This window comes from Streptomyces panaciradicis (assembly GCF_023516615.1).
GTDB classification, from domain to species: Bacteria; Actinomycetota; Actinomycetes; order Streptomycetales; family Streptomycetaceae; genus Streptomyces; species Streptomyces panaciradicis.
In genome coordinates this window covers 49923-63906 of record NZ_JAMGBF010000022.1, presented here as the reverse complement: position 1 = coordinate 63906, position 13984 = coordinate 49923, and the positions used below count along the sequence as shown (strand labels likewise).

At 71.6% G+C, this 13984-nt stretch carries 15 protein-coding genes and 1 riboswitch; of the genes, 6 read left to right on the top strand and 9 right to left on the bottom strand.

What is annotated here, in order from left to right; genetic code table 11:
• The first annotated feature begins 148 nt into the window (after positions 1-148).
• Complete coding sequence (locus M8J74_RS09855) at positions 149-1045, top strand: SCO2400 family protein (RefSeq protein WP_249836011.1); 897 nt, start codon at positions 149-151, stop codon at positions 1043-1045.
• 12 nt (positions 1046-1057) lie between these two features.
• Here the strand turns inward: M8J74_RS09855 and M8J74_RS09850 are convergent, their stop codons facing one another.
• The 3 genes from M8J74_RS09850 to M8J74_RS09840 all read right to left on the bottom strand — a co-directional run bounded on the left by M8J74_RS09850 (position 1058) and on the right by M8J74_RS09840 (position 4351).
• Positions 1058-1744 carry a DUF4328 domain-containing protein gene (locus M8J74_RS09850; RefSeq protein WP_249836010.1) on the bottom strand — a complete coding sequence of 229 codons (687 nt, stop codon included), beginning with the start codon at positions 1742-1744 and terminating at the stop codon, positions 1058-1060.
• Between the two features lie 54 nt (positions 1745-1798).
• Positions 1799-3760: a WD40 repeat domain-containing protein gene (locus tag M8J74_RS09845; protein WP_249836009.1), complete on the bottom strand. Its 1962-nt coding sequence runs from the start codon at positions 3758-3760 to the stop codon at positions 1799-1801.
• A gap of 186 nt (positions 3761-3946) precedes the next feature.
• Positions 3947-4351, bottom strand: coding sequence for a luciferase domain-containing protein (locus tag M8J74_RS09840; RefSeq protein ID WP_249836008.1), 405 nt, complete (start codon positions 4349-4351; stop codon positions 3947-3949).
• Positions 4352-4492: 141 nt separating this feature from the next.
• Between M8J74_RS09840 and M8J74_RS09835 the strand changes: the two genes are divergently transcribed.
• Entirely contained in the window at positions 4493-4861 is a 369-nt protein-coding gene (locus M8J74_RS09835; RefSeq protein WP_249836007.1) for a DUF6479 family protein, read from the top strand.
• A gap of 12 nt (positions 4862-4873) precedes the next feature.
• Here M8J74_RS09835 and M8J74_RS09830 read toward each other — a convergent pair whose 3' ends face one another.
• Entirely contained in the window at positions 4874-5560 is a 687-nt protein-coding gene (locus M8J74_RS09830; protein ID WP_249836006.1) for a DUF6445 family protein, read from the bottom strand.
• A 230-nt stretch (positions 5561-5790) separates the two neighbouring features.
• Here M8J74_RS09830 and M8J74_RS09825 point away from each other — a divergent pair, with 230 nt between their 5' ends.
• Both M8J74_RS09825 and M8J74_RS09820 read left to right on the top strand, forming a co-directional pair.
• Positions 5791-6534, top strand: a complete 744-nt coding sequence (locus M8J74_RS09825; protein WP_249836005.1) for a DUF4142 domain-containing protein — start codon at positions 5791-5793, stop codon at positions 6532-6534.
• A gap of 248 nt (positions 6535-6782) precedes the next feature.
• Complete coding sequence (locus tag M8J74_RS09820) at positions 6783-7688, top strand: LAETG motif-containing sortase-dependent surface protein (protein ID WP_249836004.1); 906 nt, start codon at positions 6783-6785, stop codon at positions 7686-7688.
• Positions 7689-7755: 67 nt separating this feature from the next.
• Here the strand turns inward: M8J74_RS09820 and M8J74_RS09815 are convergent, their stop codons facing one another.
• Positions 7756-8115 (bottom strand): ArsR/SmtB family transcription factor, encoded by a 360-nt coding sequence (locus tag M8J74_RS09815; protein WP_249836003.1) that lies wholly within the window; start codon positions 8113-8115, stop codon positions 7756-7758.
• 78 nt (positions 8116-8193) lie between these two features.
• Positions 8194-8384: riboswitch (cobalamin riboswitch) on the top strand.
• 26 nt (positions 8385-8410) lie between these two features.
• On the opposite strand from M8J74_RS09815, the gene nicT reads away from it, so the two are divergent.
• Positions 8411-9451 carry a Nickel transporter NicT gene (nicT, locus tag M8J74_RS09810; protein WP_249836002.1) on the top strand — a complete coding sequence of 347 codons (1041 nt, stop codon included), beginning with the start codon at positions 8411-8413 and terminating at the stop codon, positions 9449-9451.
• On the opposite strand, the gene M8J74_RS09805 is transcribed toward nicT, so the two are convergent.
• Both M8J74_RS09805 and thrS read right to left on the bottom strand, forming a co-directional pair.
• A complete protein-coding gene (locus tag M8J74_RS09805; RefSeq protein WP_249836001.1) occupies positions 9448-10404 on the bottom strand; it encodes a nucleoside hydrolase in 957 nt (318 codons plus the stop codon). The genes nicT and M8J74_RS09805 overlap by 4 nt on opposite strands.
• A 205-nt stretch (positions 10405-10609) precedes the next feature.
• On the bottom strand, positions 10610-11848 hold the full coding sequence (thrS, locus tag M8J74_RS09800; protein ID WP_308406029.1) for a threonine--tRNA ligase: 1239 nt from the start codon (positions 11846-11848) through the stop codon (positions 10610-10612).
• Between the two features lie 270 nt (positions 11849-12118).
• On the opposite strand from thrS, the gene M8J74_RS09795 reads away from it, so the two are divergent.
• The gene (locus M8J74_RS09795) at positions 12119-12892 is read left to right on the top strand and encodes a hypothetical protein (RefSeq protein ID WP_249835999.1); all 774 of its coding nucleotides are present in this window, start codon (positions 12119-12121) and stop codon (positions 12890-12892) included.
• Between the two features lie 22 nt (positions 12893-12914).
• On the opposite strand, the gene M8J74_RS09790 is transcribed toward M8J74_RS09795, so the two are convergent.
• Positions 12915-13193, bottom strand: a complete 279-nt coding sequence (locus M8J74_RS09790; protein ID WP_249835998.1) for a ribosomal protein L7/L12 — start codon at positions 13191-13193, stop codon at positions 12915-12917.
• A 9-nt stretch (positions 13194-13202) separates the two neighbouring features.
• Entirely contained in the window at positions 13203-13964 is a 762-nt protein-coding gene (locus M8J74_RS09785) for a GAF and ANTAR domain-containing protein (protein WP_249835997.1), read from the bottom strand.
• Positions 13965-13984 lie beyond the last annotated feature (20 nt).

The window sequence follows — 13984 nt, the reverse complement described above, 5'->3', positions numbered from 1 at the left end:
ACCGGGTGGGGAGTGTGAAGAGAACCCGCGCAGGAGCACCACACAGGGCCCACACAGTCTTTCGAAACCGTCGTTACCGTTGCTGGCCGCTCGACCCCCCATGCGAAAAGTCGAACAGCGACACGCCGAACCGTCAGGATGACAGCGGATGGACTACTGCTCCTCGTGCCGCCGGCACCTCAACGGCGCCCTGGTGTGCCCCGGTTGTGGCGCCTACGCCCCGGACATCGCGCCGCTGACCGACGGCGGCCGTGCCGTCGCCGCTCCCGCCGCCACGGCCGCGTGGCCGGAGCCGGTGCGGGAGCACCCGGCTCCCGCCGCCTCGTACGACGAGCCGGAGCCCTTCGGCGCCGACGCCGACGTCGAGGACCCGGCGCCCACCCAGGAGGGCAGGGCCGCGCGGCGCCGGCAGCGGGAGCGGTGGAGGAAGAACCAGCGGCGGGCCGTCGTGGCGACCGCCGTCGCGCTCGTCGGTGGCGGGCTGACCGTGTCCGCGATGAACCGCGGCGGGTCCGGGCAGCAGACCCAGGCCGCGCAGACGCCGGACGTCACGAGCATGGGCGTGGCGGAGACCGCCGACCAGGGGACCGTCGTCCTGCCCCCGGCCGGCACGGGCAAGCACCGCAAGACCGGCACCCCGGCCTCCGGGGCGGCCACCAACGGCGGCGTCACGCAGGAGCGTTCGGGCACCTCGGCCCACACCGACTCGGCGCGCACGCAGCCCTGGACGGGTTCCGGCACGACGTCGGCGAAGACCACGGCCGGCTCCCCGCAGCAGACCTCCACGGTGGCGGGCGGCGGCTCCGGCACGACGTCGGGCGGGTCGTCGACGTCCTCGACGGCCGGCGGCAGCACGGCGTCGGCCCCGGCCTCGTCGTCGGACTCGACGTCGTCCTCGTCGACCTCGTCGTCCTCGACGTCCGCCTCGGGAGGCTCGGACACCTCCGGGACCTCCCCGTCCACGAGCACCTCCGGCTCGGACACGTCGACGGCGTCGACGTCCCCGTCCGGGATCTGCCTGCTCGGCCTGGTGTGCGTGAGCTGAGCGGCCCGCCGGCTACTCGCCGGACCGCAACCCGCCGTCCACGTACCGCAGTTGTACGGCGGTGACGGCGCGGACGACGAGGATGCCGGCCACCGCCGCACCGACGACGGCGGCGTCGGCCGCCAGCAGCATCCACACGTCCGTGTAGGCGCGGCCGATGACCTCGTCCGTGTCGTCGGCGTACATCAGGCCCACGCCGCCGAACATGCCGAGCAGCCACAGCGCCCACCACACGTTCACCGAGCGCGGCAGACGCTCGCCGGGGGCGCTGTCCTGGTGGGCGTCGGCGACGATGCGGCGCGGGATCCACAGGTTGGCGAGGGGGATCAACCAGCCCGCGTAGAGCCAGAATCCGGAGTAGCGCGGCGGTGTGCCGGACAGTTCGCGCGCGTTGTCCCGCACGTTGTCCAGCCAGACGACGAAGAGGATCGCGCAGATCAACGCGGTGATCCCGCCCGCGCTGCTGATCAGGTGGTAGCCGTTCTCCAGCGAGGTCAGCTGGCGGTGTTCGCCGCCGCCCTGGTCCGGCGGGCCCGAGGCCGGCTCCCCCGTCACGGCCAGCCGGATCTCCCAGACGGCCCGCAGCGCCCAGGCCGCACCGGCCAGGCCGAGCGCGACGGCGGTCAGCCGGGCCAGGGTGCGGACCGGGCGCAGCGCGGGAGGGGACGTGGGGGGTGGTGTCGCTATGTGGTCGCTCACCAGGGCATTCTCCCGGACCCCGGCTCACGACCACCAGGAGGACACTCCGCGGGGCTAGTTGGAGAAGTAGATGTACTTCCACCCGGTGTACGTCGAGCTGTTGACGGTGTCACCCGACGAGCCGTTGATGTACGCCGCCCGCACACGGGCCTTGATGCCGGACTCGCCCGCGGCGCCCAGGCTCACGGCCGACTTGCCGTTCGAGCCCAGTGCGAAGTACTGGGGGCTGCCGTCGACCGGGTACCACTGGCCGGCGTAGTAGACCTCCAGCTCCAGGCGCTGCTCGCGGCCCGGGTAGTAGGTCATGCTCGTGGTGACGACCGGCGACGTGTTCTTGTGGAACCAGTAGTACGTGCGCGAGCCGATCTTGGCCTTCTTGTAGTGCTTGGTGACCGCCGTGGAGACGTTCACCTTGGCGTATGCCGTGACCTTGACGGTCCTGGGCTTGTAGCGGGCGTCGCCCTTGAAGACGGCCGTGACGTCGGTGTCCCGGGTCATGTCGACCGTGCCGGAGAAGTTGCCGTGCGAGTCGACCCGGCCGGACCTGACGAGCTTGTTGGGCTTGTCGCCGCCGAAGGGGTTGGCCCAGATCTCGACCGTGCGGTTCTTGTACGTCGTGCCGAGGTGCGCGGTGAACTTCACGTCCTTGCCGTACGCGTACAGCTTGCCGTTGTTGTTCAGCGTCAGCGCGGGCGTGGCGCGCGAGACCTCGACCGCGTCGGAGCCGGAGGCGGCCGTGTGGGTCGCGTCGCCCGCGAAGGACACCTTGTAGGTGACCTTGCCGCCGGCCGGCGGGGTGTCGGTGAAGGAGAAGCTGCCGTCGGCCTTGGTCGCGACGGCGGCCAGCGCCTTGCCGTCCGGCGAGTCCAGGTCGGTACGGGTGACCTTCAGGCTCGTGCCGGCCGGGAGGGCCGTCACCGACGTCAGCCTGCCGGTGACGGTGAGCTTCTTGGCGCGGTCCGCCTTGGCGGGGGCCGACACCTTCAGGGTGGGCAGCTCCTTGGTGGGGTCGGTCAGCGCCCGCAGGGTGTAGACCCCGCCGTCGTTCTCGGAGACGGCGAAGAGCCTGCTGCTGTCCGGCGCCCAGGCCAGAGCCGCGTCCACGAGGGTGTCGGAGCCGCTGCTGTTGCCGGTGTTGGGGAAGTCGTACTCGCGCACCGGCTTGCTGCCACCGGGGCGGAAGACGTGCACGTCGGGGTCGTACCAGGAGAAGGAGCCGCCGGCGACCGAGCCGTCGGGGGCGACGCTCACCGCGTTCGGGTAGGCGTTGCCCGGGTAGTCCCTCACCTTGCTCAGATCGGTGGTCGAGTACGCCGGGAAGCCGTAGCCGCTGCCCCAGGAGGTCAGGACCTGCTTGCCGTCGGGCGTGATGTCGACCTGCTTGCCGCCGGAGTCGAGGCCGCCCTTGACCCGCAGCTTCGCGCCGTCGGCCGAGACGTCGTACACGGCCAGCGTGCTGCCGTCGCCGGCCGCCAGGACGCCCGGTGCGGACGGGTCGGCGCCCAGGTGCACCTGGCCCGACAGATCGCCCGGCGCCTGGTCGAGGTGGACCGCCGACTCGCCGCCGGCGGGGTCGACGAAGCCGAGGTCGGAGTCGTAGGAGAACCAGATCCGGCCGTCCACGACCTCCAGGTCGCGCGGCGCGGCCGTGCCCAGCGAGTAGCTCAGGGCCGGGGTCACCGTCTGCGTGTCCACGGTGACGATCCGGTTCTCGCCCTTGACCGCGGCGTACAGCGTGCCGGAGTCGGCCGACAGCGCGAGGCCGGTCACGCCGGGCTCGCTGCCCAGGGTCGCCCGGACCGTGCCGGAGTAGTCGGCGACGAGGATCTTCCCGCCGACCGGGTCGGAGATGTACACCACCTTGTGGACGCCGTCGACGACCATGTCGCCGACCGACTTCACCGGCAGGATCTTTGCGGAGTCGGCCGCGGCCGGTCCCGCCACGCCGACGGCGAGCGCCGCCGAGCCGAAGAGGACCGCGAGCGCCGTCGCGGTCGAGATGCTGCGCCTGCGCACAGTACTGATACCCCCACGAGAGAACCCGGTGTGGCACCGGGTGGTCGAAAGCGCCGCGCGGCGCCCGGGCACGACCGCTCGACGGCGGTGGCGCACGGGGCGCGGCTGCTGTCAGCAGCGTATGTCATGCCTGTGACAGTCGTGGAGCGAGTTTCGGGTGATGGGGAGATTTCGTGCGGGTGGGACTCAGCCCTCGCCGCCCTCACCGCGCTGCAGCACCGTCACCCGGCGGAAGTTGCACACGGCCTCCGGCAGGGGGTCCGTGCCCGGCGCCCCGACCTGCCGGTCGTGCGCCTTGAGGGCGACGCTGACGAGGCCGAGCAGCAGGTCCACGTCGGCGTCGCAGTCGAGGTGGACGGTGACCCAGCGCGACCCCGGCACCAGCCGGATCGCGGACGACTCCGCGAAGTCGTGGTGCAGCCGCCGGATCGCGCGGGCCGTCAGGTGCAGGTCCACGTCCCGCCCGGAGTGGAAGTGCACGATCTCGTCCCGCGCCGAACGCAAGGCCCGGCCCGTTCCGCAGCCGGCCTCGCACGGGGTGAGGTCGGGCCATGCCGCGAGCCGGTCCATGGCCTTCTGAGCCCGTGTCATGTGCCCATGGTGCGGTGCTCACCGCGGCGACACCAGGGATTGCGGCAACCGTAACCCTCAAGAGACGTCGCCCGGTTCGCCCTCCGGCGCCGCGGAACGCCTCCGCCTCGCCAAACAGGCTGTTTGGGTGATAATCGGTACATGAGTACCGCGACGTTCGAAATAGCGGCCTCGTCGGGTGACGTACTCAACGTGATCGGCGCCTTCGTCGGTGGCCTGGTCATCGCCGGTGCCCTGATCTGGGCCTTCTGGTTCGGCATGCGGGTGAGCGACCGCGAGCTCCCGCGGCCGGCACCGGGCGAGCAGCCCCACCTTCCCGAGGGCGGAGCCGTTCACGAGATGCGCGAGGTACGCGAACCGGACGAGGTCCCGCACGCTGAGGACGGCGAGCGCATGATGCCGTACGAGCTGCACCACGCGGGGACCCGGACCGGGAAGGATCAGCACCGCCGGCGCTGGATGCCCGGCTCCAGCGGCTCCTTCGGCAGCGGCGGCCTGGGGCAGAGGTAGCGCCCCGGCCGCTCAGGCCATCCAGAAGAAGACCGCCGTCATCCGCTTCTCCTCCAGCGTCCTGCCGGTGTAACCGGTCGCGCTGTGCACGAGGTTGGCGCTGTAGAGAAGCAGCCGGTTGTACCGGTGCGGGACGCGTACGTCCTCCTCGAAGTGGTCGGCGGGCACGTACCGCGTGCCGAGGGCCTCGACGAGGTTGTTGTGCGGGGCCTGCACGATGTTGCCGCCGAGCCGGCCGCCGGGCAGGGACTGCCGGTAGAAGGCGGTGCCGCAGTCCTTGCCGACGCCCGGGTTGAGGTAGAGCACGGCCGCGTACCGGCACAGCGCCCGCGAGTCGGTGTGCGGACGCGGCTCGCTCTCGCCCTCGCCGACGACCTGGACGCAGTTGTGGTTGAGGGTCCCGCCGCCGGGCGCCTCCTGCACCCACAGCTCCTTCGCCCCGGTCGCCTGCCGCACCAGGCGCTCGACCCGGGCGAGTTCCGCGGGTTCGAGCCCTGGCATCGTCCGCAGCCCGGGCCAGGTCTCCGAGGTGTAGGGGTAGCCCCGGACCCAGTCGTCCTTCGCCAGACAGCGCGCGCGTACGGCGTCGACGTCGGGCAGCACGTCGTCGATGACCCAGTAGTCGCGGCCCTTGGTGGGCTTGCGGTACGGCAGGACGGGAAGGGCCGCGGGGACCCGGGGCGCGGGCTGTGGGGGCATGGGCCGAATCTAGGTCGGAGCTTCGTCTCGACTCTCCCGTGAAGTGGTCAACATTCCGTCAACGCATGTCATGAACACCTCTACATGACCCGCCTCACACCCGTGAGTTTTTACCAAATCAAAAGGTTCCGACACCCTGTGCCGTCCGTACTCCCCTCCGTCCGACCCCGCCGCACGAAGGCGGGACACCCGATGGGGCAGGAGGCACGGTGCGCTTTTCGCGGAACGCGATGGGGACTCTCTTCGTGGGCGGTGCCCTCAGTCTGACTCTTGTCGCACTCGCCTATCCCTCGATGCTCGGGGTGAACACCGTGTCCAGTTCGGGCACGAACGTCATCGCGCAGACCCAGTGGGGGCCGCTGACCGAGCAGGACCGGGACTTCGTGGTCAAGGTGCGCGCGGCCGGCCTGTGGGAGTACCCCGTCGGCCAGCTGGGCCTGCAGAAGGGGCAGAGCGCGGCGGTCAAGACCGCCAGCAAGCACCTCATCGACGGTCACGCGGCGCTGGACGCCAGCTGCCGCAAGATCAGCAGGATGCTCAACATCACCATCCCCAACGTGGCCAGCCCGCAGCAGGTGGGGTTCGTCAACACGCTCAAGGCCGACAGTGGCAAGCAGTTCGACATCGACTTCGCCAACATCCTGCGCGTGACGCACGGTTCGATCTTCAACACCATCGCGAAGATCCGCTCCACCACCACGAACTCGGTGGTGCGGACCCTGGCCGACCAGGCCAACGCGACGGTGCTGGACCACATCACGGTCATGGAGAACACCGGTCTGGTCAACTTCGACCAGGTGCTCTTCCAGCAGACCACCCCGCCGAAGCTGCCCGCCAAGGACCTGACCCCGCCGCCCCCGGCCGCCGGCCAGCCCGAGATCGTGCTCACCCCGCCGGTGGACAGCACTACCCAACCCCCGGTCCTGCCGGGCGAGCAGAGCCCGAACGCCAGCCCCACCCCGACCGTGGGCTGAGCACCGGACAGGCGGAAGGGCCGCCTTCCGCTTGTGTCGGAATTGTGATGCAAGATTGAACTACCGCTGCGTCACCGCAGGTTGACAGTGTTCGATCACGGCATCCACGATGTGAGCGCACTGAGGCTCATGTGACCAGTGAGCCAGTTGTTTCTCCGACCATCACCCCGGCAGGGCCGGCCGCCGCATGCCCTCACGCTGCCCGCGGCCCTCGCCGGGTGCTGCACATGCCGAAGTGGGGATCCGCCATGTCCATAGCGAGACGTGTCACCGCGCGCCGACTGCTCGGAACGGGCGCCGCGTCGCTCGCCCTGTGCGCCGCCACCGTCGCCGCCGCCTCCGGCGCCTGGGCGCACGGCGGCGCCCCCGGCGGGGACGGCTGGAAGTCCGGCGGCTCCTACCGGCCCGGCACGGGCGCGGGCACCAAGACGGAGACCGACCGCTGCCAGTTCTCCCTCGACGGCACCGGCTTCTTCGACTCCGTCAAGGTCGACGACCAGAACCTCAGGCCCACCGACGACGGCAAGGTCCACATCAAGGTCCGCACCGCCGGCGACGCCGCCACCTGCACCGCCTCGCTCGCCTCCTACCTCGCCCACGGCGCCACCTTCGCCACCTCGGGCGAGCAGGTCTTCGTCGACTTCGACACGGTGACGGTCAAGCCCGGCCAGACCGACTCCCTCGACATCTCGGTGCCGGACGCGGGCTGCTTCGCGCAGATCGACCTCTACCGGGGCGCCACGAAGTTCGACGGCAAGCAGGGCGCGAACGACGGCTTCGAGCACGGCGACCTGCCGGCCGGCCCGGACCACGCGGTCATCAAGGACAAGCTGATCGCGTCCTGGAACGGCGGCACGAAGGACTGCACGACCACCGAGTCGCAGCCCCCCGCCACGCCCTCCACGACCCCCTCCACCCCGGCCGAGGAGAGCCCCACCCCGCCGCCGAGCGCCTCGATGCCGGCGTCGGACACCCCGGAGGCGTCCGCGTCCACCAGCGTCCCGGCGGCCACGCCGAACGGCGGCGGAGGCGACCTCGCCGAGACCGGCGGCGGCAGCGGCTCCGGCCTGATCGCCGGCGGCGCGGCGGTCCTCCTGGCCGGCGGCGCGGCGATCGTCGTCGCGAGCCGACGCCGGCGCGGCGCCCGCTCCTGAACCACTCCCGAACGACGGACGCCCCGGGGATCCCCCGCTCCGGGGCGTCCGTCACGTCCACACGCCGTCAGGTGGCGTCGGCGGCACAGTGCTTGAGCAGCAGCCGTACGTCCTCGTCGACGATCCGGTAGCGCACGACCCGCCCCTCCTTCTCCCCGGCGACCACACCGGCGGCGCGCAGCAGCCGCAGCGCCTGGGAGACGGCCGGGTCGTTCATGCCCGTCGCGATCGCCAGATCGGACACGGCCAGCGGCCCGGTGCGGTGCAGCGCGAGCAGCAGAGCCAGCCGCTTGGGGTCGGCGAGCAGGGAGAAGCGGTCGGCCCAGGCACGGACATGGGCCTCGTCACCGATGGCGGCGATGGCGTCGCACACCCGGTGGCCGTCGATGGTGCGGCGGTCTGCGCGATCGGCCGGGACGAGATGCATGAGGCCATTTTCGCAGCCCCCCGTGTGATCTTGCATACCTGCCCAGCTGTGCAGCTATGCAGGAATACAGACAACCCCCTACGGTGGGCGGGCCGTGGTGCTCGGGAAGTCGGTGCGATGCCGACGCGGCCCTCGCCACTGTGAATCGGGGAGTTGCCGGTCCACGTCCCGCAGGGGACAGCCACTGGCCGTCGTACGACGGCCGGGAAGGCGGATCCGGGAACGCACGACCCGTAAGCCAGGAGACCGGCCACGGCAGCTCACGAAAGATCCACGAGGTGCTGGAGCTGATCGCATGACCCTGCCCGAGAGCAAGGACGTCTCCTTCCGCTGGCGGCGCGAGGACACCGTCAAGACCGCAGGACTGGTGGCGGTGATCGCCGCCCTTCACATCGTCGCCTTCGGAATCCTCTTCCTCCTGGTGGTTCCCGGCCACTACGAGGTCGGTTCCAAGGCCTTCGGCATCGGCCTGGGCATCACCGCCTACACCCTGGGCGTGCGGCACGCCTTCGACGCCGACCACATCGCCGCGATCGACAACACCACCCGCAAGCTGATGGCCGACGGCAAACGGCCGGTGTCCGTCGGGTTCTGGTTCGCGCTGGGGCACTCCAGCGTGGTGATCGTGCTGGCCGTGATGATCGCGGCGGGCACGCAGCTCGCCGACAAGGTGACCAACCAGGACTCCGGCACCCACCAGGTGCTCGGCTTCCTCGGAACGACCGTCGCGGGCGCCTTCCTCTACCTCATCGCCGCGCTCAACCTGGTGGCCCTGGTCGGCATCGTGCGCGTCTTCCGGGCGATGCGGGCGGGCACGTACGACGAGAACGAGCTCCAACGCCACCTGGACTCCCGCGGTTTCATGAACCGCTTCCTCGGCCGTCTCACCCGGTCCATCAGCCGCCCCGGCCAGATGTACCCGGTCGGCTTCCTGTTCGGGCTCGGCTTCGAGACGGCCACCGAGGTCACCCTCATGGTCATGGCCGGCTCCGGAGCGGCGGCGGGCCTGCCCTGGTACGCGATCCTCTGCCTGCCCCTGCTCTTCACCGCGGGCATGTGCCTGTTCGACACCCTCGACGGCACGTTCATGAACTTCGCCTACCAGTGGGCGTTCTCCCACCCGGTCCGCAAGGTCTTCTACAACCTGACCATCACCGGCCTGTCCATCGTGGTCGCCTTCTTCATCGGCACGATGGAACTGGTGGGCCTCGACGTCGGCAACATCGGCTACGTCATCGTCGGGCTGTTCATCCTCGTATGGGCGGCCGCACTGGCGTACTGGCGCCTGGCGAAGGTGGAACAGCGCTGGACGGCCCGCACGGCCGAAGCGGACTAGCCCCGCTCCACAGTCGCCAGATAAAGCTTCACGAACCGCTCCACGTCCACGTCCAACGCCACATCCACGAGCGCCTGTTCACGGGCGCCCTCATGGTGCTCGGCCTCACCGGGCCGCGGACGCCGGTCCACCACGGTCTGCCCTCGCGTCGGCCCCGGCGCGAGGGAGACCTCGACCGGAAGCAGCCGCGTGCCGATCCCCGCGGGGTCGACGACCGCGCACACGGCACCGGCGTCCCCGAGCCCACCGGCCTCCTCGGCCTCGGGCGCCTCACCGGGATGGGCGGGCCGATGGGCGAGCAGCTCACCGGCGAGCCGGGTCCCGGGCTCCTCACTCGCCCGCAGCCGATGCACATCCGCACTCGGCACGACGACCTGGGTGAAGACATCGAGCCCGTACATGGTGATCGGCACCCCGGCGGTCAGCAGCACCGCGGCCGCCTCGGGGTCGTGCCAGACGTTGAACTCGGCGACGGGCGTGGCATTTCCGGTCGCCACCGCGCCGCCCATGAACACGATCCGCTCGATGTTGCGGGTGACCTCGGGATGGGTCCGCAGCAGCAGCGCGATGTTGGTCAACGGAGCGGTGGGAATCAGCGTCACCGGCCGCGGCGAGGCAAGGATCTCCCTGTGCAGCAGCGTCACCGCATCGACGTCGACCGGCCGCCGCCCGGGCACGGGCAACCCGAGATCGCCCATGCCGTCGACCCCGTGCACCGGGGCCGGCCGCGCGGGCTCGATCAACGGCCGCTCGGCACCCCGGGCGACCGGAATGTCGGGCGCCCCGGCCTGCTCCAGCACGGTCAACGTATTGCGCACCACACCGTCCACGTCCGTGTTCCCGGCGACACAGGTCACCGCCCGCAGATCGAGCCCGGGATGCCGCACGGCGAACAACAGCGCCAGGGCGTCGTCGACACCGGTGTCACAGTCGATGATCACCGGAACGCTCACGACGACTCCTCTCGACAACCGCCCACACCCGCGACTGTACGACGCCCGCCCCCGAGAAGGCAGCAGCCGCGGACGGCGAGAAGGGGCCGCGGCGGGGGGTGCCCGCCCGCAGTGTCGGGCGTCAAGCACCAGCACATCTGCATCCACAGCCCCGCCCGACCGAGGACGGACACCCCCCGCCGCGGCCCCGCCCCACCCACCGACGCTAAGCGCCGCCTTCCCACAACGCCCCACCCCGCGCCACGACCCGCTCCCCGATCCGCCGCAGCAGCTCCTCGCCGGGCATCACCCCCACCCGCCGCCCGTCCCGCAGCCGTACCGCCACCTGCCCGCCATCGGCCTCGCGGGCACCGATCACGGCCTGGTACGGCACCAGCCGAGCGCCCCGGATCCGGGCCCCCAGGCTCCCGCCCTCCGGCCCCACCGACTCCACCCGCAGCCCCAGCGCCAGCGCCCGCCGCACCAGCGCCTCCGCCTGCGCCCGCTGCTCCTCCGCGACCGGCAGCACCACGAGCTGCACGGGCGCCAGCCACACCGGGAACGCGCCGCCGTGTTCCTCGACGAGCTGCGCGACCGCCCGCTCCACACTGCCGATGACGCTGCGGTGCACCATCACGGGCCGGTGCTTGACCCCGTCGGCGCCGACGTAGAACAGCCCGAATCGTTCGGGCTGATGGAAGTCGATCTGCACGGTGGACAGAGTGGCCTCACGCCCCGCGGAGTCGACGACCTGCACATCGATCTTCGGCCCGTAAAAAGCGGCTTCACCAGCGACGGCCTCGTACGAAAGACCCTCGGCGTCCAGCACGTCCCGCAGCAGCCCGCCGGCCCGCTCCCACATCCCCTCCCCGGCAACGTACTTGCCGCCCTCACCCGGCAGGGAGAGCCGAAAACGAGCTGCCCGAAGACCCGAATCGTCATAGGCCCGCCGGATGAGCCGCAGAGCGTCCCGCGCCTCCCCGACGGCCTGATCCGCGGTGCAGAAGATGTGCGCGTCGTTGAGCTGGACGGCCCGCACCCGGGTGAGCCCCCCGAGCACGCCCGACAGCTCGGCGCGATACATGCCCCCCACCTCGGCCATCCGCAGCGGCAGTTCGCGGTAACTGTGCGACCGGGACCGGTAGATCAGCGCGTGATGGGGACACAGACTGGGCCGCAGCACGACCTCCTCGCCGCCCAGGCGCATCGGCGGGAACATGTCGTCGCTGTAGTGGGACCAGTGCCCGGAGATCTCGTACAGCTCCCGTTTGCCCAGCACGGGCGAGTACACGTGCCGGTAGCCGGCGTCGCGCTCGACGCCGCGCACGTACTCCTCCAGCTCGTGCCGCACGATCGCCCCGTCGGGCAGCCAGTACGGCAGTCCCGCGCCCATCAACGGGTCGGTGTCGAACAGGTCCAGTTCACGGCCGAGACGGCGGTGGTCGTACATGGTCGCTCTCCTCACTTCAGCACGGGAGGGCGAGCGACCGGCCGACGAAGAAGCCCCGGGGCTCACCCCGGGGCTTCGGACGTCGATCAGCGCGCCGGGACACTCTCCGGCGTCGTCGTGGAACACGAGAAGGCGCGCTGCATGAGAAGACCGTAGCGCCCGCCGAATCCACGACGCGAGCCGTTTTCCAGGTAGCCCGTACGGACCGTCGCGCTGGTGGCACCGGCCACGGAGTGGTCCCTTGGAGAGGCAGCCGATCTTGCCCGCCCTCCCGGGAGGCCCCCGATGCCCCGCACCCCCGCCCGCCTCCTCACCCCCTCCGCCCTGTCCGTGCTCGGCGCGGCCGCGCTGCTCACCGCGACCGCCTGCACGGCGGGCACCCCCACGGCGCACAAGACCCCCGCCTCCGCGCGACCGTCCGCCGCCACCTCGCCGCCGGCCCCCCGGGTCCTCACCCAGGCCGAGGCCCAGGCGGCCCTCGTCACCGCGGCCGACCTCGGGGAGCCGTGGGCGCCGACGCAGGGGGCGGCGACCTGGCGGGACGGGCTGCTGAAGGCCACGACCGAGTCGCCCGCGTGCCGGCGCCTCCTGGACGCCCTGTACGCCGACGACCTGTTCGGCGGGGACACCGGAGCCCGGGCGGTGACGGGGCTGGACGACCCGCTGGACCAGACCCAGCTGCGGTATCAGGTCCTCGCCCTGAGCACCCCGGACGTGGACCGCACGCTGGGCTGGCTGCAGTCGCTGCCGCGCGACTGCGGGACGTTCACGGCGGTCACCGCGCACGGCGCCGTGCAGGGCGTGACCGTCAGGGAGGCCGACCTGCCGCGGATCGGCGACGCCCGGCAGGGCCTGCGGGTGACGCTGAGCAGCGAGACGGCGGACGGCGACACGACGGTGCTCACGATGGACGTCGCCGCGGTCCGGGTCGGCGACGACACGATCGCGGTCAGCCTGGGCGGTTTGGGCGACGTCTCACCGGACGCGACGCGAGCGGCGGTGGAGACGGGCGTACGCCGACTGGCGGAGGTCAGAAAGTCGGGCCGAGCCCAGATCTAGCGCACAAGGCGCACCCCACCACCTAGCCCAGCCGATCCACGGCTTCCTTGGCCTCGCGCAGATCGGCCCCGGTGGCCTCCCGGTAGACCTTGATCGCCTGGATCTTCTTGCCGTCGCGCACCAGCGCGGCCACCTCGTCGTTCCAGGGTTCCGAGGCGTCGATCCCCAAGTGGGCGATGATCAGGTCGAGTTTGCGCTCGACGCGGGCGACTCGCCTGTCCGCGCGGGAGATCCGGCTCTCGATGCCGGCGACGCCGACGACGAGGATGAGGGCGGCCAGGGAGTAACCCACTATGTCCATGGGCCGATCCTAGAGGTCGCCGTCGAACCTCGTCCTGCGCGCCACCACGTCCCGCGCCACGTCCAGGACCGTACGGCCGAGGACGAACGCGTGGCCGCGCAGCCGGTCCAGCGCCTCCGCCGCGTCGACTCCGAGCTGCGCCATGATCATGCCGACGGCCTGGTTGATCTCGTCGTGGTCGGCGGCCAGCCCGGACACCCAGGGCTCGTCGCCCCGCTCGGCGTTCTCCTTCCACGGGAGTGTCACCAGGGCCTCGGTGAGGAGCCAGGCCGCTCGCCGCGCGGTGCGCAGCTGCCGTTCGGTCAGCTCTCCGGGGGTGCCCCGGTAGAGCTCGAGCGTGCCGACGCACAGCGCGTCGACGCCCAGCGGAAGCGCGTACACGGCGGCGACCCCGGCGGCCGTCGCCTGGTGCGCGAACATCGGCCAGCGCTGTGTGTCGTGCCCGGCGGTGAGGTCGCAGGCGAGCACGGTGGCGCCGAGCCGGGCGGCCAGCATCCCCGGGCCCTCGCCGACGGTGGCCTGGAGTTCCGCGAGGTAGGAGGCCGCGTCGTCGCTGGCGCTGATGCGTACGGGCAGCCCCTCGGACCGCAGGCAGACGCTCGCGCCGCTGACCGGCAGCAGGTCCACGAGCGCGGCGCACAGCCGGTCGGGGACCTCCTCGGGCCGGGCCCCGCGCAGCCCTTCGGCGATCACGGCCTCGGCCGGGGCGCGGTCGTCCCCGGGACCAGGAGCACCGTCGAAGAACCCTTCGCGGTCGTCGCCGGACCGCACGGCCACCGCCTCCTTCGGTC

Excerpts from the sequence above, each read along its gene's own strand:
- M8J74_RS09855 (WP_249836011.1), top strand. The coding sequence starts at position 149 with ATGGACTACTGCTCCTCGTGCCGCCGGCACCTCAACGGCGCCCTGGTG.
- M8J74_RS09790 (WP_249835998.1), bottom strand. The coding sequence starts at position 13,193 with ATGGACATAGTGGGTTACTCCCTGGCCGCCCTCATCCTCGTCGTCGGC.
- M8J74_RS09820 (WP_249836004.1), top strand. The coding sequence starts at position 6,783 with ATGTCCATAGCGAGACGTGTCACCGCGCGCCGACTGCTCGGAACGGGC.
- M8J74_RS09835 (WP_249836007.1), top strand. The coding sequence starts at position 4,493 with ATGAGTACCGCGACGTTCGAAATAGCGGCCTCGTCGGGTGACGTACTC.
- M8J74_RS09795 (WP_249835999.1), top strand. The coding sequence starts at position 12,119 with ATGCCCCGCACCCCCGCCCGCCTCCTCACCCCCTCCGCCCTGTCCGTG.
- M8J74_RS09830 (WP_249836006.1), bottom strand. The coding sequence starts at position 5,560 with ATGCCCCCACAGCCCGCGCCCCGGGTCCCCGCGGCCCTTCCCGTCCTG.
- M8J74_RS09825 (WP_249836005.1), top strand. The coding sequence starts at position 5,791 with ATGGGGACTCTCTTCGTGGGCGGTGCCCTCAGTCTGACTCTTGTCGCA.
- M8J74_RS09815 (WP_249836003.1), bottom strand. The coding sequence starts at position 8,115 with ATGCATCTCGTCCCGGCCGATCGCGCAGACCGCCGCACCATCGACGGC.
- nicT (WP_249836002.1), top strand. The coding sequence starts at position 8,411 with ATGACCCTGCCCGAGAGCAAGGACGTCTCCTTCCGCTGGCGGCGCGAG.
- M8J74_RS09840 (WP_249836008.1), bottom strand. The coding sequence starts at position 4,351 with ATGACACGGGCTCAGAAGGCCATGGACCGGCTCGCGGCATGGCCCGAC.